Origin of the sequence: Curtobacterium sp. KBS0715, from assembly GCF_005938005.2 — a bacterium.
In the GTDB taxonomy this organism is placed as follows: domain Bacteria; phylum Actinomycetota; class Actinomycetes; order Actinomycetales; family Microbacteriaceae; genus Curtobacterium; species Curtobacterium flaccumfaciens.
Genome location: NZ_VCCA02000001.1, coordinates 1,141,381 through 1,166,158 on the forward strand (window position 1 = coordinate 1,141,381; position 24,778 = coordinate 1,166,158).

Annotated in this window: 21 protein-coding genes; 14 read left to right on the forward strand and 7 right to left on the reverse strand. The window is 71.2% G+C overall.

Annotation, left to right across the window (positions count from 1 at the left end; translation table 11 throughout):
• Window positions 1-74: 74 nt before the first annotated feature.
• On the reverse strand, window positions 75-1,064 hold the full coding sequence (locus FFG40_RS05595) for a LacI family DNA-binding transcriptional regulator (RefSeq protein WP_138802527.1): 990 nt from the start codon (window positions 1,062-1,064) through the stop codon (window positions 75-77).
• Window positions 1,065-1,599: 535 nt separating this feature from the next.
• Between FFG40_RS05595 and FFG40_RS05600 the strand changes: the two genes are divergently transcribed.
• Window positions 1,600-2,244: an endonuclease domain-containing protein gene (locus FFG40_RS05600; RefSeq protein ID WP_185974100.1), complete on the forward strand. Its 645-nt coding sequence runs from the start codon at window positions 1,600-1,602 to the stop codon at window positions 2,242-2,244.
• Between the two features lie 89 nt (window positions 2,245-2,333).
• Here the strand turns inward: FFG40_RS05600 and FFG40_RS05605 are convergent, their stop codons facing one another.
• From FFG40_RS05605 to FFG40_RS05615, 3 genes are read right to left on the reverse strand one after another with little or no spacing between them, the layout of a single operon-like run.
• Window positions 2,334-4,415, reverse strand: coding sequence for a YhgE/Pip domain-containing protein (locus FFG40_RS05605; RefSeq protein ID WP_138802529.1), 2,082 nt, complete (start codon window positions 4,413-4,415; stop codon window positions 2,334-2,336).
• Window positions 4,412-5,164 (reverse strand): hypothetical protein, encoded by a 753-nt coding sequence (locus FFG40_RS05610; RefSeq protein WP_138802530.1) that lies wholly within the window; start codon window positions 5,162-5,164, stop codon window positions 4,412-4,414. The genes FFG40_RS05605 and FFG40_RS05610 overlap by 4 nt, the downstream gene beginning before the upstream one ends.
• On the reverse strand, window positions 5,161-5,823 hold the full coding sequence (locus tag FFG40_RS05615; RefSeq protein WP_138802531.1) for a TetR/AcrR family transcriptional regulator: 663 nt from the start codon (window positions 5,821-5,823) through the stop codon (window positions 5,161-5,163). Before FFG40_RS05615 ends, FFG40_RS05610 begins: the two co-directional genes overlap by 4 nt.
• Window positions 5,824-5,983: 160 nt before the next feature.
• Here FFG40_RS05615 and FFG40_RS05620 point away from each other — a divergent pair, with 160 nt between their 5' ends.
• Both FFG40_RS05620 and FFG40_RS17045 read left to right on the forward strand, forming a co-directional pair.
• Complete coding sequence (locus FFG40_RS05620; RefSeq protein WP_138802532.1) at window positions 5,984-9,631, forward strand: S8 family serine peptidase; 3,648 nt, start codon at window positions 5,984-5,986, stop codon at window positions 9,629-9,631.
• A gap of 176 nt (window positions 9,632-9,807) precedes the next feature.
• Window positions 9,808-9,972, forward strand: coding sequence for a hypothetical protein (locus FFG40_RS17045; RefSeq protein WP_155896763.1), 165 nt, complete (start codon window positions 9,808-9,810; stop codon window positions 9,970-9,972).
• A 104-nt stretch (window positions 9,973-10,076) separates the two neighbouring features.
• Here the strand turns inward: FFG40_RS17045 and FFG40_RS05625 are convergent, their stop codons facing one another.
• Complete coding sequence (locus FFG40_RS05625; protein ID WP_071248465.1) at window positions 10,077-10,250, reverse strand: antitoxin; 174 nt, start codon at window positions 10,248-10,250, stop codon at window positions 10,077-10,079.
• 208 nt (window positions 10,251-10,458) lie between these two features.
• Here FFG40_RS05625 and FFG40_RS05630 point away from each other — a divergent pair, with 208 nt between their 5' ends.
• The 6 genes from FFG40_RS05630 (at window position 10,459) to FFG40_RS05655 (ending at window position 16,578) form a co-directional block, all read left to right on the forward strand.
• Window positions 10,459-11,793, forward strand: a complete 1,335-nt coding sequence (locus tag FFG40_RS05630) for an adenylosuccinate synthase (protein ID WP_110858789.1) — start codon at window positions 10,459-10,461, stop codon at window positions 11,791-11,793.
• Between the two features lie 2 nt (window positions 11,794-11,795).
• Window positions 11,796-12,356, forward strand: coding sequence for a low molecular weight phosphatase family protein (locus tag FFG40_RS05635; RefSeq protein ID WP_260678903.1), 561 nt, complete (start codon window positions 11,796-11,798; stop codon window positions 12,354-12,356).
• A gap of 514 nt (window positions 12,357-12,870) precedes the next feature.
• On the forward strand, window positions 12,871-13,845 hold the full coding sequence (locus FFG40_RS05640; protein WP_138802534.1) for a CPBP family intramembrane glutamic endopeptidase: 975 nt from the start codon (window positions 12,871-12,873) through the stop codon (window positions 13,843-13,845).
• Window positions 13,832-15,199, forward strand: coding sequence for a sensor histidine kinase (locus tag FFG40_RS05645; protein ID WP_138802535.1), 1,368 nt, complete (start codon window positions 13,832-13,834; stop codon window positions 15,197-15,199). Before FFG40_RS05640 ends, FFG40_RS05645 begins: the two co-directional genes overlap by 14 nt.
• Complete coding sequence (locus tag FFG40_RS05650) at window positions 15,196-15,867, forward strand: response regulator transcription factor (protein WP_110892023.1); 672 nt, start codon at window positions 15,196-15,198, stop codon at window positions 15,865-15,867. Before FFG40_RS05645 ends, FFG40_RS05650 begins: the two co-directional genes overlap by 4 nt.
• Before the next feature lie 72 nt (window positions 15,868-15,939).
• A complete protein-coding gene (locus FFG40_RS05655; RefSeq protein WP_138802536.1) occupies window positions 15,940-16,578 on the forward strand; it encodes a TetR/AcrR family transcriptional regulator in 639 nt (212 codons plus the stop codon).
• 179 nt (window positions 16,579-16,757) lie between these two features.
• Here the strand turns inward: FFG40_RS05655 and FFG40_RS05660 are convergent, their stop codons facing one another.
• The gene (locus FFG40_RS05660; RefSeq protein WP_051596609.1) at window positions 16,758-18,041 is read right to left on the reverse strand and encodes a PP2C family protein-serine/threonine phosphatase; all 1,284 of its coding nucleotides are present in this window, start codon (window positions 18,039-18,041) and stop codon (window positions 16,758-16,760) included.
• Window positions 18,042-18,115: 74 nt separating this feature from the next.
• Window positions 18,116-18,838, reverse strand: coding sequence for a type II CAAX prenyl endopeptidase Rce1 family protein (locus FFG40_RS05665; protein WP_138802537.1), 723 nt, complete (start codon window positions 18,836-18,838; stop codon window positions 18,116-18,118).
• A 152-nt stretch (window positions 18,839-18,990) separates the two neighbouring features.
• Between FFG40_RS05665 and FFG40_RS05670 the strand changes: the two genes are divergently transcribed.
• The 5 genes from FFG40_RS05670 (at window position 18,991) to FFG40_RS17280 (ending at window position 24,769) form a co-directional block, all read left to right on the forward strand.
• Window positions 18,991-20,442: a polysaccharide biosynthesis tyrosine autokinase gene (locus tag FFG40_RS05670; protein ID WP_111056798.1), complete on the forward strand. Its 1,452-nt coding sequence runs from the start codon at window positions 18,991-18,993 to the stop codon at window positions 20,440-20,442.
• Between the two features lie 14 nt (window positions 20,443-20,456).
• Entirely contained in the window at window positions 20,457-21,404 is a 948-nt protein-coding gene (locus tag FFG40_RS05675) for a hypothetical protein (RefSeq protein ID WP_138802538.1), read from the forward strand.
• Window positions 21,388-22,884, forward strand: a complete 1,497-nt coding sequence (locus tag FFG40_RS05680; RefSeq protein WP_138802539.1) for a sugar transferase — start codon at window positions 21,388-21,390, stop codon at window positions 22,882-22,884. Before FFG40_RS05675 ends, FFG40_RS05680 begins: the two co-directional genes overlap by 17 nt.
• 243 nt (window positions 22,885-23,127) lie before the next feature.
• A complete protein-coding gene (locus tag FFG40_RS05685; RefSeq protein WP_185974101.1) occupies window positions 23,128-23,682 on the forward strand; it encodes a WecB/TagA/CpsF family glycosyltransferase in 555 nt (184 codons plus the stop codon).
• Complete coding sequence (locus FFG40_RS17280) at window positions 23,675-24,769, forward strand: glycosyltransferase family 4 protein (RefSeq protein ID WP_138802541.1); 1,095 nt, start codon at window positions 23,675-23,677, stop codon at window positions 24,767-24,769. Before FFG40_RS05685 ends, FFG40_RS17280 begins: the two co-directional genes overlap by 8 nt.
• Window positions 24,770-24,778: the final 9 nt, after the last annotated feature.

The following is a 24,778-nucleotide window of genomic DNA, read 5'->3' on the forward strand; positions in this document are numbered from 1 at the left end:
CCGACCATTCCTGCTCACGAAGCGGGCGAGGCGGAGGCAGGACGGGCCTCCAGGCCGGAGTCCGGGCCGCTCCGTCAGCGCGCGGCGGTGGTGCGTCGCGCGACCAGGCGGGGTTCGACGAGGAGTTCCGTGGCGGCGATCCGCGGATCGGCGATCCGGGCCAGCAGGCGCTCGCCGGCACCGCGGCCGATCTCGACGCTGCGGTCGTCGATGCTCGTCAGGCCGACGTAGCGCATCGCGGCCACCGGGGTGTCGTCGTACCCGATGACGGAGACGTCCTCGGGGACGCGCAACCCGCGTTCGGCGAGTTCGGACAGGGCGCCGAGGGCCATCACGTCGTTCGCGGCGAAGACCGCGGTGACGTCCGGGTGCTCGTCGAGGAGCATGCCGAGGGCGCGGGAACCGGCCTCTTCGGTGGGTTCGCCCGGCAGCACCGTCGTGACGACGGCCGCGCGTGCAGCCGCGGCCTGTGCGAACCCGGCCTGCCGTTCGGCCGAAGCAGCCGAGCTCGCACCGACGAACCCGAGGCGGGTGTGGCCGAGGTCGAGCAGGTGCTGCGCCGCGATGCCGCCACCGGCGTGGTCGTCGTTCGCCACGGTGTCGGCACGGGGGATCGCGACCCGGCCACCGGCGATCACGAGCGGCATCGACGCGGGGATCGCGAGGTCCGTGGTCGGCTCGCCCGCGATCACGATGCCCTCGACGCGCATCGAGAGGAAGCCCTCGACCGGAGAGGCATCGAGCCCCGTGTTGAGGAACCGGTCGGCGACCACGAGCCGGTGTCCCTGGTCCTGCAGGCTCTCGCGCAGGCCGGTGAGCAGGTCCACGAACCACTGGTTGCGGAAGTCGTCGAGGACCACACCGATGGTGCGGCTGCGCGTGCCGGCGAGGGACACCGCTGCGGTGGAGGGACGGTAGTCGAGCTCCTGGATGGCCTTGAGCACGGCGGCCCGGCGCTGGTCACTGACCCGGGGGGAGCGCTGCAGCACGAGGGAGACGAGGGACTTCGAGACCCCGGCGCGTGCGGCGACGTCGTAGATGGTCGCGGGCTTGCCGTCTCCCATGATGCGCTTCGACCTCCGTTGGCTCGTGGGTCGATCGTAGCGGTTGACGTGACATGGGCCGGGCGGGGTCGTGTCGGGGCGGCGGTTCCGCTTCGTGAGCAGAAATGGTCGGGTGCGGGGCGGCGACCCGACCATTTCTGCTCACGATCTGCGCGTAGCTGGTCCTCCACACGGGAGGCCCGGGGTGCGTTGTGCACAGAAGTCGCGTTCGGCGCGCGGGCAGTGGGCGCGGGGCGCGAACGTGGTGGGCATGCGAGCACGACCACTTCCGACACCGCTGCGCGGGCGCGCGTTCGACGTCGGTGCCGCCGACCGCGCGGGCGTCTCCCGACAACGACTCCGACGGCGTGACTTGATCCGGCCGACCCGGTCGATCCGATGGGCACGTGACCGTCCGCCCGACCCGGTCCACCGGATCCGGGCGTTCCGGCCGGTCCTGGTCCCCGGGCAGTTCATCAGTCACGTCTCGGCGGCGGTCCTCTGGCAGCTGCCGGTCCCGTTCGCTGACGACGGACCGGTGCACGTCACGAGTCCCGTGCCGATCGCACAACCGCGACGCCGCGGGGTCGTCGGGCACCGCATCACACCGGACCGTGCCCGGGTGACGGAGCGGTGGGGGATGCCGGCGAGCACGCCCGCGGCGCTGTGGGTGGACTGCGGTGCCGTGCTCTCGATCGACCAGCTCGTCGTGCTCGGGGACGCCATCGTCACGGAACGACGGTGCGGGACGACGATCGACGACCTCGCTGCCGCCGTCGCCCTGGCCGGCGCGCGATCGGGTGTCCGACGACTGCGAGCGGCGCTCGAGCTCGTGCGGGTGGGGGCCGGGTCGCCGCAGGAGACCAGAGCGCGACTGGCGATCGTCCGCGCGGGGCTGCCCGAGCCCGACCTGCAGGTCGACGTGCTCGACGAAGACGGTCGGTTCGTCGGCCGCGTCGACCTGGCCTACCCGGAGCACCGCATCGTCATCGAGTACGAGGGTGACCACCACCGGACCGACGCCGAGCAGTGGGGCCGTGACCTCCGCCGCTACCGCGAGATGGAACGTCTCGGCTGGGCGGTCGTCCGGTGGGCGAAGTCCGACCTGACGCTGCACCGCTCAGTCGCCGTGGCGCACCTGACGACGCTCCTTGCGCGCGGCGGAGGTCGCGTCGAACGAGCAGAAGACGACGGGTCGTGATTGCACACCCGTCGTCTTCTGCTCACTCGATGGCTGCGAGGCCCCGCGCCCGGCGCCCGCACCCGCGCGACGGCGCCCGGCGCGCCCCGCTACCCGATCAGGCTCGGGCGCAGGTCGCGCAGCGTGCGGGAACGGGTCTGTCGCGCTGTGACCACGAAGGACACCAGGAGCGCCCCGAGCAGCCAGCACAGCAGCACGCCCGCGTCGGACCACGCGGCGCCGAGGTTCCCGCCGTACATCGTCTGCCGGATCGCGTCGACCGAGTACGTCATCGGCAGCGCGAAGTGCAGCGCCGCCAACGGCCCCGGCAGCGTCTGCCACGGGAACGTCCCGCCGGCGGTGACGAGCTGCACGAGCATGAGCACCAGGCCGAGGAACTGCCCCACCGATCCGAGCAGCACGTTGAGCGCCATGATGATCGCCGCGAAGGTCGCCGAGGCCAGCACCATGATCCCGATCGTGCCGCCGACGTGCACGACGTTCAGGTCGAGGGCGAAACGCACGATGAAGAACAGCGCCACCATCTGCACCAGGCCGAGGAGCGCCGGGGTCAGCCAGCCGCCGAACACCACCGCGAGGGGCTTCCGCACCGCCGTGATCGCACGCTTGGAGATCGGCTTGAGGATGAGGAACAGCGCGTACATGCCGATCCAGGCCGCGAGCGAGATGAAGAACGGCGCGAGACCGGCACCGTAGTTCGACGCGGCGGCGACGTTGTCGTCCCCGACCTTGACCGGGTCGGAGATGACCGAGGCCTGCGACTCACGCTCCGAGGCGTTCGACGCCGGGATCTTCGTGCGGCCCTCGTCGAGCGACGACGCGAGCTTCGACGACCCGGTCGTGAGTTTGTCGAGCCCTGACGCGAGCGACGACGCGCCCTGGTCGGCGGTCTTCGCACCGGTCGCGAGCTGCGACGCACCGGACGACAGCGTCGGAGCGGCCGAAGCCAGCTTCGACGTGCCGTCCGCCACCTGGGCGGCCCCCGATGCGAGGGTGGATGCCCCCGTCGCCGCCGAGGAGATGCCGGACGCGAGCGTCGGCGCCGCGGAGGCGAGCGACGACGTGCCGGCCGCAACCTGTGCGGAGCCGTCACGGAGCTTGTCCACCGAGGACTTCGTCGTTTCGTAGGTGCTCTTCGCCGAGGCGCCGGCGGTGTTGACCCGGGTGACGGCGTCGGTGACGGTCGCCTGCAGGGCAGCCTGCTGTTCCTCGGTGAGCTCGACACCCTCGGGCAGGTTGTCGGTGATGCCCGAGATCACGGTCTCTGCGTCGAGGGGGCGGAGCGAATCGACGTCGGCGCTGTACGAGTCGACCGTGTCGGCGAGCTGCCTGTTGCCGGCCGCGACCCGCTGCGCCCCACTGTTCAACTGCTGCGTCTGCGACGGTAGCGCCGCCGTCTGCTGCTGCGCGCTGGCCAGCCCTGACGCCAGGGTCGACGCCCCCGACGCCACCTGCTGCGCCCCGCTGTTCAGCTGCTGGGTCTGCGACGGCAGGTCGGCCGTGCCGGACGCGAGCTCCGCCGCACCGGACGACAGCTTGCCGGTGCCGTCGGCGAGCTGGTGCGCGCCCGAGTCCGCCTTGGCGGTTCCGGACGCGAGTTCATCCGCCCCGTCGACGGCGTCGCCGAGGCTGTCCCGCACGTCGGCGAGCCCGACGAGCAGGGTCTTCGCCGCCTGCTTGCCGACGCGCTCGGCGACGGCGGTGCGCATGGTCTTGCCCGCCTGCTCGGCGATGGTCGACGCCAGGTACGAGTTCGTGTCGGCCGTCGTCATGACGAGCTTCGCCTGCGTCGGGTCGTCGGACTGCGCGGACACCAGGTGCTCGGAGAAGTCGTGCGGGATGGTGACGACGAAGTCGTAGGTGCCGTTCCGGACGCCGGAGCGGGCATCGGCGGCGCTCGTCTTCTCCCACTTGAAGTCGGCGCCGTCGATGGCCTCCTTCGTGACGTCCTTGCCGTAGTCGACGTGCTCGCCGTCCAGCGTGGCGCCGGCATCGAGGTTCACGATCGCGGCGGGGATCTGGTCGAGCTTCGCGTACGGGTCGCGGTTCGCCCACAGGTAGGCGCCGCCGTACAGCAGCGGCACGATCATCAGCGCGATGAACGCCAGGCGTGCGAGCGGGGTCGCGGTGAGCCGCGCGAGTTCTGCGCGGACGAGCGAGGTGGTGGTCACTTCTGTGCCTCCGTCGGGACGGTTGCGGATGCTTCGGTGACGGAAGGAGCGGCCGGGAGGCCCTGCTCGGTTCCGTCGGTTCGGGCCACGTCCTCGGGGTCCTCGGTCTGGGGCGTCACGAGCGTCGCGACGTCGTCGTGCGTGTCGATCGTGTCGAGCAGGTGCTCGACGGTCGTGGCGGCGGCCTTCGAGGTCACGAGGACCACGGTCACGCCCCGTCGGGCGACGTCGCGGACCACCTGGAACCAGTCCTCGACGGCGCCGCCGTGTCGCTCGGGCGAGGTGATCACGATGCCGGTCACACCGTCGCGGAGCAGGGCGAGTTCGACGAGCAGTCGGATGCGCACGGCGGTCGGCACCCGCTGCACGGCGGTGTCGACGTAGTCCCGCAGTCCGAGCTCGTCGAGCACGGTGTCGACGTGCTCGCGGTTCGGGCGCTGTGCGGCGAACGCGAGCTCCTCGCGCACGATCTGCTTCAGGGTCATGACCGGGAAGGGCTCGGCGACCCCGGGGGTGTCGACCAGGGCGAACGCGCGCCGGACGGCTGCCGGGTCCTCGTGGCCGTCGAGCAGCAGGCGGCCGGTGTCGGGCTGCATGCGGCCACCGGCGACGAGTGACGCGAGCACGGGTGCCTGCTCGGTCTCGACGGCGAGGACCCCCGGGCGTCCGGGGGCCGCGACGGCGGAGACGACGGGCAGGGGTGCGCCGGGCTCCTCGCCGATGCCGACGTGGTCGAGTTCGAGCGTCATGCGTGGTCCTTCAGGGCAGAGGCGGGGGCGGGAGCGGGCGCAGCGGGTTCGGAGAGCAGTGCGGTGCGCCAGTCGATACCGGCCATGCCCAGCGCCGACACCACCACCATGCGCCGTCCGTCCTCGTCGCTCGTGCCGGAACGGGTGGCCTCGTCGAGGACGGCGATGCACGCGCCCTCGACCAGACGGCCGAGGGTCTCGGGGTCGACGTCGTCCCGCATGGCGCCGTCGGCGATCCCGAGCGCGCACGCCTGGCGCACCTGCGAGCGCAACGGCGCGAACACCTCGGCGACCGGTTCGGCGAAGGGGCTGCGCACGGCGACCCTGGCCATCGAGCGGACGTGCGACACCTCGCTCCAGAGCGTCACGGCGATGGCGGCGAGGCGTGCGGCCGGCGGGAGCTCCTGCAGGTCCGAGGTGGTGGGCATGGCGGCGGCGATCCGGGCGGCGCCGGCGGTCACGACCTCGCGCACCAGGTCGTCGCGCGAGGGGAAGTGTCCGTACACCGCACGACGCGAGAGGCCGGCGGAGGCGGCGATCGTCTCGATCGAGGCATCCGGGTCGTGCTGCAGGCAGGTCTTCGCCGCGTCGAGGAGGGCTGCCCGGTTCTCCGTGGCGTCGCGGCGGGGCGCGCGGGAGGGCTGCTCGGTGGTGGTCACGCACCCCATCGTAATAACGTGCACACAGGTGTGCAACTTAACAGGTTCCGTCCCTCGGACGAGGGGAGTCCCCCAAAGAGCGGACTGTCCTGCCTGAGAACGAACGCATAGCTTCACAGGAATCTCATGCGAACCACGGACTGAGCCTGGAGTGCCCTCTTTGAACCGTGCAACACCGATTCCCGACCCGAACCCAACACCCCATCGCTTCACCCGCGTCCTGACCGCCGGCATCGCCGTCGCGGCCCTCGCGTGTGGCGGTCTCGCAGTCGGGGGTGCGGCCTCCGCAGCTCCGGCCGGGATCTCGGTGGCCGACCTCAAGCTCTCCGCCCCGCTCCGTGACGCCAAGCCGACGAAGACCGTCGCCGCGTTCGTGCGCACGACCGGCCAGGGTGCCCTCGAAGTGGACGCCAAGGCGAAGGGCGGGGACCTGACGAAGTCGCGGACCCAGTCCTCCGCAGCCAAGAACCGCGTCGAGGCGATCCAGTCGACCGTCGCCGCGGTGCGGTCGGCCGTCAAGCGCGCCGACGCCCGGGCGACCGAGCTCTACTCGACCGAGTACACCGTCCCCGGAGTCGCGGTCGTCGCCGACGTCGACGCGTTCCGGCAGATCGCGGAGCGCTCCGACGTCGAGAGCATCATCCCGCTCACGCCGAAGAAGATCGTCGAGCCGACGGTCAACGAGAACGCCGACGCAGCTCCCTCGGGCGTCGACCCCAGCCTGGTCCAGCCCGGTGCCGACGGCGTCGCGCCGAAGAACGCCGCGAGCGACGTCTACACGCGCTCGCTCAACGCCTGGCAGCAGACCGGCCACACCGGCAAGGACGTCAACGTCGCCGTCCTCGACACCGGTCTCGACTACACGCAGGCCGACTTCGGCGGCCCCGGCACCACCGAGGCGTACCAGCAGGCCCTGGCGAACGCGAGCGGCGGCGCCCCGGACCCCAGCCTGTACGACGCGTCGAAGTTCCTCGGCGGGTACGACTTCGCCGGTGCGACCTACAACGCCGACCCGACGGACCCGAACACCTACGACCCGGTGCCGGCTCCCGACGACAACCCGATCGACGGCACGGGCGGCGACCACGGCACCCACGTGTCCGGGTCGATCGCCGGCTACGGCCTGACCGCCGACAAGCAGCAGTTCGACGGCGACTACACCAAGCTCACCACGCAGCAGGTGCAGGACATGTGGATCGGCCCGGGCACCGCGCCCGAGGCCGGCCTGTACGCCCTGAAGGTCTTCGGTGACAACGGCGGCTCGACCGACGTCACCGGTGCCGCGCTCGACTGGGTGGGCCAGGCGCTCACCCAGGGCAAGGACATCAACGTCCTGAACCTGTCGCTCGGCTCCGACTACGGCGCACCGGACGACCCCGACAACGCCAAGATCGACGCACTGACCGCTCGCGGCGTGCTCCCCGTGATCGCCTCGGGCAACGCCGACGACTTCACCGACATCGGTGGTTCGCCGGGCAACGCCGAGGGCGCGCTCACCGTCGCCGCGAGCGCCACCGGGCAGTCGCTCTACGACGGCGTCCAGGTCACCGCACCGGCCGACGTCGCGAAGACCTACCGCTCGCAGTACTCGTCCAACTTCACGGGCACCCTGCCCGTCGAGGGCGACGTCGTCGTCCCGACCGCGAACATCGACGGCTGTGCAGCGTTCAGCGCCGCCGACGCCGCGAAGATCAAGGGCAAGGTCGTCTGGCTGAAGTGGACGGACGCCGCGCTCGAGTGCGGTTCCGCCGTGCGCTTCAACAACGTCCAGGCTGCAGGCGGCGTCGGTGTCCTGCTGGCGGGCACGCTCGACACGTTCGAATCCGGCATCGGTGGCAACGCGACCATCCCGGGTGCCGAGCTGACCGCGAAGAGCGTGGCGAGCCTCCAGGCCACCGCGAAGGCGGGGACCCTGCACGTGCGCTTCGCGGACGAGCTCAAGGGCTTCGAGGTCGCGATCGAGGCGGACGCCGTGAACACGCTCGCGTCGTTCACCAGCCGTGGCGTGCACGGGTCGTTCGACGACATCGTCAAGCCGGACATCGCCGGCCCCGGGGTCAACGTGATCTCGGCGGCCAACGGCACCGGTGACGGCCGCATGTCGATGAGCGGCACCTCGATGGCCACGCCCGACGTCGCGGGCATCGCGGCGCTGACGTTCCAGTCGCACCCGACCTGGTCCGCCCCGCAGGTCAAGGCGGCCCTGATGAACACCGCGACGCACGACGTCAAGGACGGCAACCGTTCGGCCACCCTGCTCCGCCAGGGCACCGGTCGCGTGGACGCGCTGCAGGCGGTCACCGCCGGCACCACGGTCCGCAGCACCGAGAACGACCAGCTCGTCACCGCGTCGTTCGGTGTCGTCGAGGTCGCCGGCAAGACGAGCGAGCGCCGCACCCTGCGCATCGACAACACCGACGGCAAGGCGCACACGTACAACGTGTCGTACCAGCCGCAGGTGACGCAGCCGGGCGTGACGTTCGCGCTCAGCTCGAAGCAGGTCACGGTACCCGCCAACGGCACCGCGTCGGTCACGCTCACGTTCTCGGTCGCCGACCCGACGAAGCTCCGTCGCGTCATCGACCCGACCCAGGAAGCCGTGCAGCAGGGCTACCAGCGCGAGTTCGTGGCAGCCGCCTCCGGCATCGTGGCGTTCGCACCGACCGACAGCTCGCTCAACCCGATGCGCCTCGGGGCCTACGTGGCCCCGAAGCCCGTCAGCGCCGTGCGGGCCCGGACCACGGTCTCGTTCACGGGGCCGGGCAGGTCGGCCGAGCTGACGCTCAAGGGCCGCACGCTCGACCAGGGAGGACTGACGACCGGGTACCACGCCGCCGTCGCTCCGTTCGTGCTCGGTGGCACCGACCCGGCCGAGTCGTTCCCCGAGGGTTCGGCGACGCGTTCGCTGCAGGCCGCCGACGTCCGTTCCTACGGTGCGTCGTACGACAAGGCGTCGGGAACCCTGGCGTTCGGCGTGCAGACCGCTGGTCCGGACGCGAACCCCGGGGCCGTCACCAACGTCGAGGTCCTCATCGACACGAACCGTGACGGCGAGCCCGACTACCTGGTGTACGACGCGAAGTCGGCCACCGTCGACGCCACGCTCGCCACGACGGTCGACCTGGCGACGGGCAAGACGGTCGACGCGCAGCCGCTCAACGGCGGGGCGCCCGGACAGGACGTCAACACCTTCGACAGCTCGGTGAAGGTGCTGACCGTCGGAGCATCGGCCATCGGCGCGTCGAAGGCGTTCGACTACACCGTGCTGACCGAGTCGGCCTACGCGCCGGGCGCCGCCACCAGCGGATCCTCGGTGGTGGACGAGACCAAGGCGGCCACCTTCGACCCGTCGAAGCCGAAGCTGTCGTTCTCGCAGGACGGCGCCACCGGCGTGCTGTTCGCCGACGCCGACTCGCTCACGGTCACCCGTGCGTCGGGTGTCACCAAGGCGACGGTGCTGGTGCTCCACCTCGGCAACGCAGCGGGCAAGCAGGCCGACACGTCGACCATCAAGGTGATCCCGCCGACGCTGGCGCTGGCCAAGGGCAGCAAGGTGACGGTGAGCGGGAAGGCGAAGGTCGGCTCGACCCTCACCGCGAAGCACGGCAGCTGGAGCACGACGAAGGCGACGTACAAGTACCAGTGGCTCCGTGACGGCAAGGTCGTCAAGTCGGCCACGGGCACGAAGTACAAGCTCGGCTCGTCCGACGTCGGGCACCGCATGAGCGTGCGGGTGACCGCACACGCCTCCGGGTACGCGGACGGCACTGCCAAGTCCGGAGCGACCCCGAAGGTCACGCGCCGCTAGGCAAGGGTGCGCGCCGCTCGCGCGTCACCTGGTGAGCAGAAGAGGTCGGGTCCCGAAGGGGGACCCGACCTCTTCTGCACACGAAGCGGCCTCGGCGCACACCGGGTGGAGCAGGAGAACGCGTGTTCAGGACAGGTAGTTAGACAAACTAGTGAAGCGGTGCCAGTGTGGCTCACATGCAGAACACGCTGAACCAGCTCCGGTCCAACCCGGTCGAGTGGCGCCGTCGTGGACTCACTCCGCCGGATGTCATCCAGGCCATGATCGAGCAGCGCCTGGCCGAGCCCGGGCACTCCCAGCCCGTCGGCGATCCGTCGTACCAGGACTTCTTCCGGAGCTGATCCGGGGTCGGCCGGGTGATCCGGGACGCACCGACCGACAGACGGGAGGCGCGGTGCCAGCTGGCACCGCGCCTCCCGTCCGTACGTCGGTGGCGTCTCGGACGTCACTTGCCGATCTTGCCGTCGGCCGCGTCCTCGGCCTTGCCGATCTGGTCGCCGTGCCCGCCGCCGGTCGCCTTGTCGGCCGCGTCGCCCGCCTTGTCGAGGCCGGCGTCCGTGGCCTTCTCGCCCTTGTCGCTGTCGGCGAAGTCCTTCGCCTTGTCTCCGATGCCGCTCATGTCGTGCTCCTTCCCTGGTGGATCTGGACGGGTCCGACCGTGCTCCGACCGATCCGGACGGACACCCAGGTGCGCTGGATGTGGACAAGGGGCCCACCGTCCACAGGGCGTCACGGCGGGTGACGCGCAGGTGACCAGCCGATAGACTCGGGTGGACCACCGGCCCGGACGGCCGTGTGCGGTCCTCCGCCAACGTGAGGAGAACCAGATGCCCGCAGCAGTCATCATCGGCGCCCAGTGGGGCGACGAGGGCAAGGGGAAGGCCACCGACCTCCTCGGCTCCCGCATCGACTACGTCGTGAAGTTCAACGGCGGCAACAACGCCGGCCACACCGTCGTCGTCGGCGGCGAGAAGTACGCCCTGCACCTGCTGCCCTCCGGCATCCTGACGCCCGGCGTGACCCCGATCATCGGCAACGGCGTCGTCGTCGACCTCGAGGTGCTGTTCCAGGAGCTCGACGCCCTGCGCGCCCGCGGCGTCGACGTCTCGAAGCTGCTCGTGTCGGCCAACGCCCACGTCATCACGCACTACCACCGCACCGTCGACAAGGTGACCGAGCGGTTCCTGGGCAAGCGCCAGATCGGTACCACCGGTCGCGGCATCGGCCCGACGTACGCCGACAAGATCAACCGCGTCGGCATCCGGATCCAGGACATCTTCGACGAGAACATCCTGCGCCAGAAGGTCGAGGCTGCGCTCGACCAGAAGAACCACCTGCTGGTCAAGGTCTTCAACCGCCGCGCCATCGACCCGGAAGAAGTCGTCGAGTCGCTGCTCTCGTTCGCCGAGCGCCTGCGCCCGATGGTCGCCGACACCGCCCTCGAGATCCACCGTGCCCTGGAGCGTGGCGAGACCGTCCTGTTCGAAGCCGGCCAGGCCACGATGCTCGACGTCGACCACGGCACCTACCCGTTCGTCACCTCGTCGTCAGCGACCGCCGGTGGCGCCGCGACCGGTTCCGGCATCGGCCCGGGCAAGCTCGAGCGGATCATCGGCATCGTCAAGGCGTACACGACCCGCGTCGGCGCCGGCCCGTTCCCGACCGAGCTGTTCGACGAGTCGGGCGAGTTCCTGCGCGCCAACGGCTTCGAGTTCGGCACCACCACCGGCCGCCCGCGCCGCTGTGGCTGGTACGACGCCCCGATCGCCCGCTACACAGCACGCATCAACGGTGTGACCGACTTCGTGCTCACCAAGCTCGACGTCCTGACCGGGCTCGAGACGATCCCGGTGTGCGTCGCGTACGAGGTCGACGGCGTCCGTGTCGACGAGGTCCCGGTCAACCAGTCCGACTTCCACCACGCGAAGCCGGTGTACCAGGAGTTCCCCGGCTGGACCGAGGACATCACCGGAGCCCGCACCTTCGACGACCTACCGAAGAACGCGCAGGACTACGTCCTGGCGATCGAGGCGATGTCCGGCGCACGGATCTCCGCGATCGGCGTCGGCCCCGGCCGTGACGCCATCGTCGTGCGGCACGACCTGCTCGGTGCCGACGAACGTGCCGACGAGCGCGCCGGCGAACGCACCGACGCAGCGTGACGATGCGGATCCTGTTCGTCTGCAGCGGCAACATCTGCCGGTCCCCGCTCGGCGCGCAGGTCCTGACGGCACGGCTCGGCCCGGACGCTCCGGCGTTCGTGGTCGAGTCGGCCGGCACCATCGCCGACGACGGCGCCCCGATGGACGCCGCCGCGGCCGAGCAGTCCGTGCGGCTCGGCGGAGATCCCTCGGTCCACCGGTCGCGGTACCTGACGGCCGAGATCGTCGAGCGCGCCGACCTGGTGCTGACCGCCGAGCGATCGCACCGTGCAGCCGCCGTCTCCCTGGCACCCCGGGCGTCCAAGCGGACCTTCACGATCAAGCAGTTCGCGCGGGTGCTCGCCGGCCTCGAGCCCGGTGACCTGGCCGACGTGACGACCCCGCAGCAGCTCGTGGAACGCGTCGCCCGGCTGCGCGGCACCGTCCCGCCGCCCGCCGACCCGGCCGACGACGACGTGGACGACCCCTACCGTCGCTCGACGGCGACCCACCAGCGCGTCGCCGACGAGCTCGACGCGGCGCTGACGCTCATCGCCGACGCACTCCGGGCAACGCTGCGCTGACGCTGCGGCGCAGCTGCGCACGGTGCGCGGTTGTTCGCCCGGTGCGAGGTTGGCGGCCTGGTGCAGGGCTGTAGCGGCGCACTGGGCGAGCAAGCTCGCACGGGCTGAGGGACGCAGCACGGTGCGAGTCCTGCGGCTGCGCGGACCCCGTCGTCCTGGCGCACGTGGCTGCGCAGCGCGACGCCTGAACAGAGCCGCGAGACGCCGGCGTCCTGCGGGCCGAGTCGGTTCGGAAGACGCCGTCGTCGGACGAAGGCGCCGCCGAGTGCTCGAGACGCCTCCGAACATGGCGGCGTCTCGAGCACGACGGGGCGTCGAGCGATGACGACGGCGTGTTCCTCACCCCGGCGAAGCAAGGCCGGTGCACCCCGGCGAAGCACGGCCGGCCACCACGGCGACCGGACCGGACGGGACCGGACCGGCCAGCAGCGCACTTGCATCCTTCGATGGAACTCCCGCAGGTGCATCCCGAAGCCGGTCGTCCCCGAGCGCGCTGGTTCCTAGCGTCGTGTGCATGACGAACACCACCGAAGTCCGGCCCACCGCCGGCACCGCAGCCCACGACCGAGGGGGTGTCCGTGGCCTCATCGCCCGGCACCCGCTCGTGTCCTTCTTCACCATGGCGCTCGGCCTGAGCTGGCTCGCGTGGGTGCCGTACATCCTGTCGCCGCACGGCATGGGCGTGTGGGACATCCACTTCCCCGAGGTCCTGGGCAGCGCGCAGTTCACGGGCGTCCTGCCCGGGGCGCTCCTCGGCCCGCTGGGCAGCGCGTTCATCGTCACCGCGGTCGCCGACGGTCGCGCGGGGCTCCGCCGCTGGGTCGGACGGCTGTTCCGCTGGCGGGTCGCCTGGTACTGGTACGCGCTGGCACTCGTCGTCGTGCCGGCCCTGATCGTCGTGTCCGCGCTGCCGTTCGCCGGTGGTGACGTGCGGGCCCCCTCGGCCCTGGCCTTCGCCATGCTCGTCCCCGGGCTGATCATCCAGCTGTTCTCGACCGGCCTGAGCGAGGAGCCCGGCTGGCGCGACTTCGCCCTGCCCCGCCTGCAGCACCGCTTCGGGGGCCTCGGTGCCGCCGCGATCCTCGGCCCGATCTGGGCGCTCTGGCACATGCCGCTGTACTTCAGCGACTGGGGCGGCTGGCCGAACGCGCACTGGAGCGAGCCCGTCGTGTTCGCCCTGTTCACCATCACCTTCAACGTCGTGATGATCCAGGTCTTCAACAAGACCCGCGAGAGCCTGCCCCTGGCCCTGCTGCTGCACGTCGGCGTGAACAACACGATCTCGACGCTGTTCCCCGAGATGTACCCGAGCATGACCGCCGGCACGCTGATGATCGGCCTGACCATCATGTCGACCATCGCCGCCGTGGTGCTCCTCGTCGCGACCCGTGGCCGCCTGGGCTACGACCCCGCCCGACGCGCCCTGCCCCTCGACGCACCGGTCCCCGCCCGCGCCCGCCTCGTAGGATCCAACGATGGCACCCGCTGAGCACGACGCGCTGCGCGCACCGGCCGAGCCGGCAGCGCAGCGTGCACCGGCCGAGCCGGCAGCGCAGCGCGCCCGCCGCGTCGACGTCTTCGTCGCCCTCGGCACGGCCGTCGTCGCCCTCGGCCTGCTGCTCGGACTCCCGCCCCTGGACAGCCTCGAGCCCGACGCTGCCACCCTGGCGCTCCGGGTCCCCGCACCGTTCACCCTGGCGTGGAGCGTCCTGGCCCTCGGCATGGTGGTCCAGTCGGCCGCCCTGCTCGCCGCCCGTCGGGCACCGCGCACCGTACTGATCGTCATCGCCGCCCTGCCGGTGGTGGTCGCGGCGCTCGCCCCGGAGTCGTCCGACCTGTTCGGCCTCACCGCACTGCCCGTGGTCGTCGCCGTCGTCCTCGCCGCACTCCGTGTCCCGCTGGCCCGCCTGTGGCCGACGCTCCTGGTCGCCGGGGCGCTCGTCGCCGCCGGCAGCGCGGTGCTGTCCGCCGTCGCCGGTGGTGCGTTCCGCGGCGACTTCTCGACGGGCCTTGCCGGGTCGCTCGGGCAGGGCGTGCTGCAGGCGATCGGTGCGGTCGGCCTGCCCCTGCTGGTCACCCTGCTCGTGCAGTCCCGGCGCGAGGTCCGCGTCGCCCGCACCGCCGAGGCCAGTGCCGTGAACCGTGAGCAGGACGCCCTGGTCGACGCCGCGGTGTCCCGCGAACGAGCAGCGATGGCCCGCGAGCTCCACGACATCGCCGCGCACCACCTGTCCGGCATCGCGCTGATGGCCGCCGTCATCGACCGGCAGATCGACGCGGACCCGGAGCGTGCCCACGAGGGTGCCCGCCAGGTCCGCGAGCAGAGCACCGCCGTGCTCGAGGACCTCCGCCGCCTGGTCGGCCTGCTCCGCGACGACGCCCCCGCCGAGCGCGCCGTCGAGACGGTCGCCGGCATCGTCGACCTGGCCGAACGCGCGCGGTTCCGCAGTGACGTCCGGCTCGACGTGCTGCCGGGTGACCGCCCGCTGGCCGACGGCGTCGGCCCGCTCGCGCAGCTCGCCGCCTACCGCACCGTCCAGGAGGCGCTGGCCAACGCCGCCCTGCACGCCCCGTCCGCCCCGTGCACCGTCACCATCGACGACCGTGACGCGACCCGGGTGGTGATCCGGGTGGAGAACGCACCCGCCACCGTGCCGGCAGCGGGGACCTCTCCCTCGGGCGGCAACGGTCTGCGGGGGATGCGCGAGCGGGCGGACCTGGTCGGGGCGCGCCTCCAGACCGGCCCGACCGCGACCGGCGGATGGCTGGTGGAGCTGGCGCTCGGCCGGGAGGCACCTGCCGCACCCGCGCAGGCCGCCGACGGCACCGGGGTGGTCGCGTGATCCGCGTGCTGGTCGCGGACGACCAGCCCCTGGTCCGCGCCGGGGTGTCCGCGCTCCTCGGCGCGGAGCCGGACATCGAGGTGGTCGGCGTGGCCGCCGACGGCGGCGAGGCGCTCGCGCTGGCGCGCGAGACGCGACCCGACGTGGCCTGCCTGGACATCCGGATGCCGGTGATGAACGGCATCGAGCTCGCCCGGATCTTCTGTGCGCCGGACGCCGATCCGGCGATCCCCGCGCTCATGCTGACGACGTTCGACCTGGACGACTACGTGTTCGGGGCGCTCGAGGCCGGTGCGTCCGGCTTCCTGCTCAAGGACGCCGAGCCGGACACCATCGTCGACGCCGTGCGACAGGTCGCCGCTGGCAACGGGACGCTCGACCAGGCCCTGACCCGGCGGGTGCTGCGGGAGTTCGTGTCACGGCGGAGCCTGCAGCCGGTCTCCGGCGACCGGGCCGACGGCGTGCTGACCGCCCGCGAGCGCGAGGTGCTCCTGCTGCTGGCGCAGGGGATGTCGAACGAGGAGATCGCCGCTGCGCTCGTGCTCGAAGTGTCGACCGTCAAGTCGCACCTGGCGCGGATGCTGCCGAAGCTCGGGGTGCGGTCGCGGCTGCAGGCCGTGGTGTGGGCGTACCAGAACCGGATCGTGACCGTGCCGGAGCAGCCGTAGGGCCTGTCCGGGGAACGCGCGTTCCCGTTCGGGGGACTGTGCACGGCCGCTCCGGGCTGGTGCAGTGTATGCATGCACATCGAAACGCCGCCGGTCTCCACCTCCGACGACACCTCCCTGCGGGGTGAGGTCATCCACGGGATGATCACGGCGTTGCGAACCCGTCCGCTGCACGAGGTGACCCCCGAGGTCGTCGCGGCTGCGGCCGGTGTGGACACCGACGTCGTCGGCCGCACGTTCCCGAGCTGGGACGGCCTGCTGCTCGCCACCATCGACCGGTGGAACGAGGAGCGCACCGTCCCGCTCATGCCCCTGGCCGAGCAGCACGGCACCATCCGGTTCCTGCGTGCGATCGTCACCGCGAACGTGGCCGACCCGTCGCTCATGCGGTTCCTGACGGCGACGCTGAACATCGCGGCGTCGCCCGAGCACCCGCTCGCACCGATGCTGCACGTCCGGTGGCGACGGTTCCACGCCTTCGTGCAGCACGCCCTGGAGCGCGACGTCCTGCTCGGCCGTGAGCCGGGCACGATGGAGCCGGCGCGCGGCTCGGAGCAGCTGCTCGCGACCTACGAGGGGCTGCAGCTTCAGTCCATGGTGCGGCCGGAGATGGACCTGCTCGAGGCCTTCGACCGCGCCGTGACGCGCCTGCGCGAGGGCTGGTCCCGCGCGTACGTGCCGCCCCTGTGGGACCTCGACCGGGTCGGTTGACCCTCCGGGTGGCCCGTCGGGCCGCCCCCGCAGACCGAGGACGCTAGGGCGTCCGAGGGCAGACGCTCACCGTCTGCACGCGTCGCCGCACGATTCGGGTTCGAGCGGCGGCGCGTACCAATCCCGGCAGGCCGGCGTTCGTTCAGCGCCGCCGGTCGCCGTGCGCTCGTTCCGCGCCTTCAGTCGGCGTGCATCGCGAGCGGTCGCTCCGTGTCCACCTCGACGGGCTGCCGGCGGATGGCGATCACCGTGACGTCGTCGTCGTGCGGCACCTCGTCGGCGCGGGCGGACAGCGCGAGGACGACCGCGTGCGGGTCGCGGCCGGCGCGGGCGATCGCGGCGACGGACTCGATCGTGTCGTCGAGGTCGTCGTACAGGTCGAGCACGCCGTCGCTGAACGAGACGAGCAGGTCACCCGGTTCGAGGGCGCCCTGGGTCGTCGCCCACTCCTCGCGGATGCCGAGCCCGAGCGGCATGTCGCCGGACCGGAGCCGGTCGACGTGCCCGTCGGCGCGCAGGACGAAGCTCAGCCCGTGCCCGGCGTCCGCCCACTGGAGGGCGCCGTCGTCGGAGATCCGGGCGTGGAACAGCGTGGTGAAGGCGAGGTCGGGCCCGACACCTTCGGCGGTCAGCCCGTCGGAGGCCCGCTTCAGCGCCTCGCCGGGGTCCTCGACGGTCCGGGCGCTGCGCAGGGTCGCGCGCACCGCGGCCGCGATCAGCCCCGCGCCGACGCCCTTGCCCATGACGTCGCCGAGGCTCACCGCCACCCCGGTCGGCGTCGGGTACCAGTCGAAGAAGTCGCCACCGACGCTCCGGGCCGGCAGGCAGGCACCGGCGACGACGACGTCCTCGGTGATGCGGCCGGTCGTCGTCGGGAGCAGGGATCGCTGCACCGCCGCTGCCCGGTCGATCTCGGCGCGGACCTTGCCCTCACGTGCCTCGGCCGACCGCAGGTTCAGGCGCGAGCGACGGGAGAGCTCGTGCACGACGACGGCGACGGTGCCGAAGACGACGACGAGGATGCCCAGGCGGACGAGTTCACTCGCGCCGGGCGCGTCGGACGGGGTCAGGACGTAGGGCGCGAGGATCACGAGCACGATGCCCGCGATCGCGAAGAGCACGGTGCGACGGTTCTCGAGCGACGCCCACCAGACCACCGGGAGCACCACGATCGCGGTGAACAGCGAGGAGCCGGAGCCCGTCCCGGTACGCAGCAGTGCGATCGTCAGGAAGTCGACGGTGAGCAGGACCGGCACCACCCAGGCCGCGCTGCGCACGAGCGTGGGGATCGCGCTCATCAGCGTCGCGACCACCACGCCGACCACGCTCGCGACGAACAGGTGGTGCTGGGTGATCGCCAGCGTCGGCATCACGACGCTCAGGAACGCCGACAGCGCCAACAGGCCGCTGATCGGAGCCTGACGGACGAGAGGGTTGTCGACGATGCTGGTTGGGCGAGTCATGCTCAGTGCAGGCTAGTGGTCCGGGCTGCTGAGCGACCGACCCTGACCCCATCTGGGGACGCAGGCCTGGCCGCTCAGCGCGGCCAGGTGGCGACGACCGCGACCGCGTTGAACAGCACGTGCGCCAGGATCGCGCCGCCGATGCGGTCGGTCATCGCGACGAGCGTGCCGGTGAGCAGGCCGAGCAGGAACGTCGTCACGAACACCTGGAACCCGCCGAGCGACGTGCCACCCGCACCGAGCAGCAGGTGCAGCAGCGCGAACAGGAGCGCCGTGACCAGCACCGCGAGGAACCGCGTGCGGGGCGTGAGCTCGGCGGCGAGCCGGCGCTGGAACAGCCCGCGGAACACCACTTCTTCGAGCACCGGGCTCACGATGACGATGCCGATCGCCGACACGAGCAGCAGCCCGACGTCGGGCGTGCCGAGCGTCGGTGCCGGGACGAGCCCGGTCGACCCCGTGAACGCGATCGACAGGAACACGTCCACCGCGCGGCACACGATCACGATGCCGATCGCGAAGACCACGATCCCCAGGTCGAGCCGCAGCCGCGACACCATCGCCGAACGCGGGGTCCGACGGAGCACCACGGCGGCCGCGACGACGAGCGGCACCCACACGGCGGCGTCCGCGGCGAGCACCTGCAGGACCGGCGAGGGGATGCCCCCAGTCCGGGTGACCTGTCCGACGATCCGGGTCAGGATGACGGCGACGCCGAGTGCGACCAGGATGACGATGAGGTCCCGCTGTCGCCGCACGCTGGGCTCGGTGGTGGTCTGGGGCGACTCGGAGCGCATGGGGCCACCGTAGAGGACACCGCGCGCCGGACGGCGACTTCCCCCGAGCAGTGCTCGTTCCTGTGGCACTATTTGTATGCCGTGCGCTGGGAGTACCCCGGCGTGCCTGTGTCGGGACCACGGGGACGGCCATGATCGGGGAAGGCAAAGGCGTGGAACTCCGCGACTACATCACGGTGCTCCGCAAGGGATGGGTGCTGATCGTCGTACTCGCCCTGGTGGGAGTGGCCGCAGCCGCAGGGTTCTCCCTGCTGAAGAAGCCGGTCTACTCGGCATCGGCGCAGGTCTTCGTCTCCACCGAGACGTCCGGCAGCGCCAGCGACCTGGCGCAGGGCAACACGTTCACCCAGCAGCGGGTGCTGACGTACTCGAACCTGGTGTCGACGCCGATCGTGCTGCTGCCGGTCATCTCGTCGCTGAAGCTCGACATGAACGCGGACCAGCTCGCGACCATGGTGTCGGCGACGGCGCCGACGAGCACCACCCTCATCGCCATCTCGGTCGAGGGCACCGATCCGGTGCAGGCCGCGAACATCGCCAACGCGACCTCGCAGAGCCTGACCAACGTCGTGCAGGACATCGAGGCCACCGACGCGAGCGGCAAGAGCACGGTCAAGCTCACCCGCGTGAAGCAGGCCGACGTGCCGAGCACGCCGGTCAGCCCGAACGTCCCCGTCAACGTCGCGCTCGGGCTGCTCGTCGGGCTCGCCCTGGGCATCGGCATCGCCGTCCTGCGCCAGACCCTGGACAACCGGATCCGCACCGAGCTCGACGTCGAGAAGATCAGCGACAAGCCGGTCGTCGGCGGGATCGCCTTCGACGCCAAGGCCGCCGAGCGCCCGCTCATCGTGCAGGTGGACCCGCGGAGCCCCCGTGCCGAGTCGTTCCGCACGCTCCGCACCAACCTGCAGTTCCTCGACATCGGCACCGGTGCCCGCACGTTCGTCATGACGTCGTCGATGCAGTCCGAGGGCAAGAGCACCACCGTCGCGAACCTGGCGATCGCCCTGGACAGCGCCGGGTTCCGCGTCATCCTGATCGACGCCGACCTGCGCCGCCCCCGCGTCGCCGAGTACATGGACGTCGAGAGCAACGCCGGTCTGACCGACGTGCTGATCGGCCGCGCCGACCTGGAGGACGTGGCCCACCCGTGGGGACGCGGCAAGCTCGTCGTGCTGCCCGCCGGTCAGATCCCGCCGAACCCGTCCGAGCTGCTCGGCTCGCGTGCGATGCAGGACCTGATCGACCTGCTCGAGCAGCAGTTCGACTACGTCCTGTTCGACGCCCCGCCGCTGCTGCCCGTCACCGACGCGGCGATCCTGGCCAAGAAGGCCTCCGGCGCGATCGTCGCGGTCGCCTCGGGGCAGACGCTGAAGGGCCAGCTCGCCGCGGCCGTCGCCACCCTCGAGAACGTCGGCGCCCCGGTCTCCGGCTTCGTCCTGACGAAGATGCCGCTGAAGGGCCCGGGGGCGTACGGCCACGGCCGCTACGGCTACGGCTACAGCTACGGCCACGACGAGGACGACAACACCGTGACCACGTCGACGCACCCGCCGAAGCGTGCCGGCAAGAAGCTGGGCGTGCTCCGCCGCGCCGGACGCTGAACGGGGCCGATCAGATGAAGACTCGCCGGGGGACCCGAAGCCTCGGCCGCGCACTGCCCCGGACCACGTTCATCCTGGTGGCCGTCGTGGTGGTGGCGCTGATCGTCGTCGACGTGGTGCTCGTCGCGCTCGCCCTGGGCCGCACCGCGCCTGAACAGAACGGACCGGCGGGTCCGATCCCGACCTTCTCGCAGGCACCGGATCCGAGCGAGACACCGCGGGCCAGCGCGACCGCCGACGCAGACGCCGCGTCGACCAAGCAGCAGGGCCGCCGCCTGTTGGCAGCGGTCGACGGCCAGGAGGCGTGGCGCGCGTCCGGTGGGTCGTGCGGCGGCCCGCGGCCGGTGCTGGAACACTCCGTGGACGGCGGGGCGACGTGGGTCCCGGTGGGACTCGGGACGGATGTCGGATCGCTCATGGCGATCCGGGCCTCCAGTGCGGAGCTCTCGATCCTGGCAGGCGTCGGCGACGACTGCACCACGACCGCTCGGACCAGCGCCGACGCCGGCGTGACGTGGGAAGCCGGGGTGACCGGCGCAGCCGGTGCCGGCATCAGCACCGACGGTGTCGTGCTCGCGAGCGGAACCGAGCAGGCGCCGTGTGCCGACCCGATCGACGCGTTCCAGGGCGAGCAGACCGCGGTCGTCATCTGCGACGGCCAACTCGAGTGGCGCACCGGTGAGGAAGCCTGGGTCGACGTGCCGATGGGCGGCGTGCGTTCGATCGCCGTCGCCGGCAGCGACTACACGCTGGCTCGCGTGGGGGTCGCGTCGTGCGACGGCGTGCAGCTCGTGACGATGCCCGCCGCCGGGGTGACGCCGAGCACCCCCGTCACGCCGGTCGGTTGCGCCGACGGCGCGGACGCGGACAACACCGTCACCATCGACCGCGCCGGCCAGGACGTGTGGCTGTGGGACGGCACGACCGTCCGGGTCTCGTCGGACGGTGGGGCGACGTGGTGACCGGGTCGTCCTCGTGACGGCGGACGCGCTCCGCGCACCACGCGCCCTCGGAGCCACCGACGAGTGGAGCCGCACGTACTCGCGCCGTGTGCTCTTCACCGACCTGCTGGCCCTGATCTGGGTCGTCTTCGGCGTGCAGATCGCCTGGCTCGGACTCGAGTCGAACCTGGCCACGAACACTGCCGACCTGCGACTGAGCTACTCCGCGATCTCCATCGTGGTGATCGTCGTGTGGATGAGCGCACTCGCCCTGTACGACACCCGCGGTGCGCGGGTGATCGGCGTCGGCAGCACCGAGTACCGCCTGGTCGCGGACTCCAGCGTTCGCGTGTTCGGCCTGCTCGCGATCGCGGCGTTCCTGCTGCACGTCGACCTGGCCCGCGGCTACGTGCTCATCGCGTTCCCGATCGGGATCCTCGTCCTCCTGCTGTCCCGCTGGATCTGGCGCCAGTGGCTCGTCGCCCAGCGTCAGCAGGGCGCCTACTCGGCGACGGTGCTGCTCGTCGGGTCGCCGGCCAGCGTGCTGCACATCGGCCGCGAACTCGCGCGTTCCCCCGAAGCCGGCTACCGCGTGGTCGGCGCCGTCGTGTCGACGAACCACCGCGGTCTGCTGGCCGGGTCGACCATCCAGAGCCACGGCGGCTTCGACGACGTCGGCTCCGCGCTGCGCGAGACCGGTGCCGACACCGTCGTGATCACCAGTTCCGACGACCTGCCGCCGGAGCGCGTCCGAGAACTCAGCTGGTCGCTCGAGCCGGGTCGGCAGCACCTGGTGGTCGCGCCGAGCCTGACCGACATCGGTGGTCCCCGCATCCACACCCGGCCGGTGCAGGGTCTGCCGCTCATCCACGTCGAGACACCGACGTACTCGGGCCGCAAGCTCTACACGAAGCGCGCCTTCGACCTGATCGGTGCCGGGCTGCTCGTCGTCGTCCTGTCGCCGCTGCTGCTCGTGCTGGCGGTGCTGGTGAAGACCACCTCGACCGGTCCGGTCTTCTTCCGGCAGGAGCGCGTCGGGCTGAACGGCAGCACCTTCCGAATGATCAAGTTCCGCTCGATGGTCGTCGACGCCGAGGAACGCCTGCAGGAGCTCAGTGCGCTCGACCGAGCCGAGGGCAACGACGTCCTGTTCAAGATGCGGAACGACCCCCGGGTCACCCGGGTCGGCGGGTTCATGCGCCGCTACAGCCTGGACGAGGTGCCGCAGCTGTTCAACGTGTTGGCCGGCAGCATGTCCCTGGTCGGACCGCGGCCACCGCTCGCTCGCGAGGTCGCCCGCTACGACACCCACGTCCACCGTCGGTTCCTGGTGAAGCCGGGGATGACGGGGCTGTGGCAGGTGAGCGGTCGGTCCGACCTGTCATGGGAGGATTCCGTGCGGCTGGATCTGTACTACGTGGAGAACTGGTCGATCGTGGCCGACCTCCTCATCCTCTGGAAGACGTTCAAGGCCATCGCGACCAGCCGAGGTGCGTACTAGATGGCCGCTCACAGCAATCCTGACGGGGCGGAGCCCGGAATCCGCGACGCCGTGATCGCCCTCCCGACGGTCCGTGCGGCAGGCGTGCCGCTGGTCGCGGTCCCGGGTCCGGAAGTCCTCGAGCAGCTGCGGTCCGTCGCTGATCGCCTCGACGGACCGGGGATCCCCGTCCACTTCGTCAACGCGTACACCGTGTCATTGACGTCCGACCCCCGCTACCTGCGCCTGTTCCAATCGGACGGGGTGAACATCGCGGACGGGACGCCCCTGGCGTGGATCGCGCGCTCGATCCGTGGCGAGGTCGCACATCTGCGCGGTCCGGACGCATTCCGCGAGATCCTCTCGTCGAAGCCGACGTACGGTCTTCGACACTTCCTGCTCGGTGGGAGCGAGGGGTCACTCGCCCGTCTCGAGATGGCCATCGCTCGGGACTACCCCGATGCGGTCGTGGTGGGTGCTTTCAGTCCCCCCTTCACTGAGTTCGGCGACAGCGATCGAGACCACATCGATTCGCTGATCCGGGAATCGGCGGCAAACGTCGTCTGGGTCGGCATCGGTACACCGAAGCAGGACTACGAAGTCGTCAGACTCGCCGCGCTGCACTCCGCAGTCGTCCTGGCTGTCGGGGCAGCCTTCAACTTCGTGTCCGAAGACGTCGTCGAGGCACCGAGGCTGTGGCGCCGAACGGGCCTCGAGTGGGTGTACCGACTCGTCCGCGAGCCACGGCGCCTCTGGCGCCGCTACCTGCTCGGTAACCTGACGTTCCTCGTGCTCGCTGTCAGGAGACGACGTGGCTGAGGCGCACGGTGACGTCATCGTGATCAGTCAGCTGCCCCCACCCGTGCACGGGTCGACGGTCATGACGAGGACCCTCATGGACGTCCTCGTCGGTTCTGGCCGGCGCCCGGTCCTAGTGGACCGGCGCTTCAGCAGATCAGTCGACGAGATCGGCTCGACGAGCATCAAGAAAGTACTCAGCGGTATCTCGCTCCTCTTCCGGCTCGGAACGACGCTCCGGCACCACCGTGACGCGGCGGTGGTGTTCTTCACCACGAACCGGCCACCGTCGTTCTGGGTTGACGTCGTGATGAGCGTGGAACTGCGGATGCTGCGCCGTCCGTACATTGCGTACGTCCACACGTCGGGCTACCGAGCGTTGGCCGAACGAGGGGCCCTCCATCGCGGTGGGGTGGCCCTCCTGCTCGGCGGCGCTTCTTCGGTGGTGGTCCTCGGGGAGTCGATGCTCCCCGACGTGCAAGAGTTCAACGACGCCCGCAGTGTCATCCCGAACGCGGTCGGCGGTCCGGAGCGGCGAACGACAGCCGTCGGCGGATCGTCGACGATCGCCTTCCTGTCGAACCTGATCCCGGGCAAGGGTGCCGAGGACTTCATGCGCATCGCGAACCGGTGCCTCGTCGACGCACCGGACGCTCGAGCGATCGTGATCGGTCGAGCGTCGTCCGACGAGTACGGGGAGGGGCTGCGGGCGATCCTCGACCCGGAGGTGCGAGACCGGGTGGACTTCATCGGCGCGATGTTCGACGAGGCTCGTGATGGCCTGCTCGCGACCGCGAGTGTCCTCGTGTTCCCGAGCACCTACCGCTACGAGGCACAGCCGCTGACAGTCCTGGAATCGATGCGGGTGGGAGTTCCGGTCGTCGCCTACGACGTCGGGGGCCTCCGCGACGTGATCGACGACGATGTGAACGGGTTCCTCGTCAGGAGCGGTGACTGGGAGGCGGCATCTGAGCGATGCCGGACAATCCTGTCGTCACAAGACGACCGCGACCGGCTCGCCGCAGGAGCCCTCACGACATACCGCGAACGTTTCGGACTCGCCCGGTACAGTGCGGCGTGGACCGAACTCCTCGAGCGGGGTGCGTGACGTGGCAGG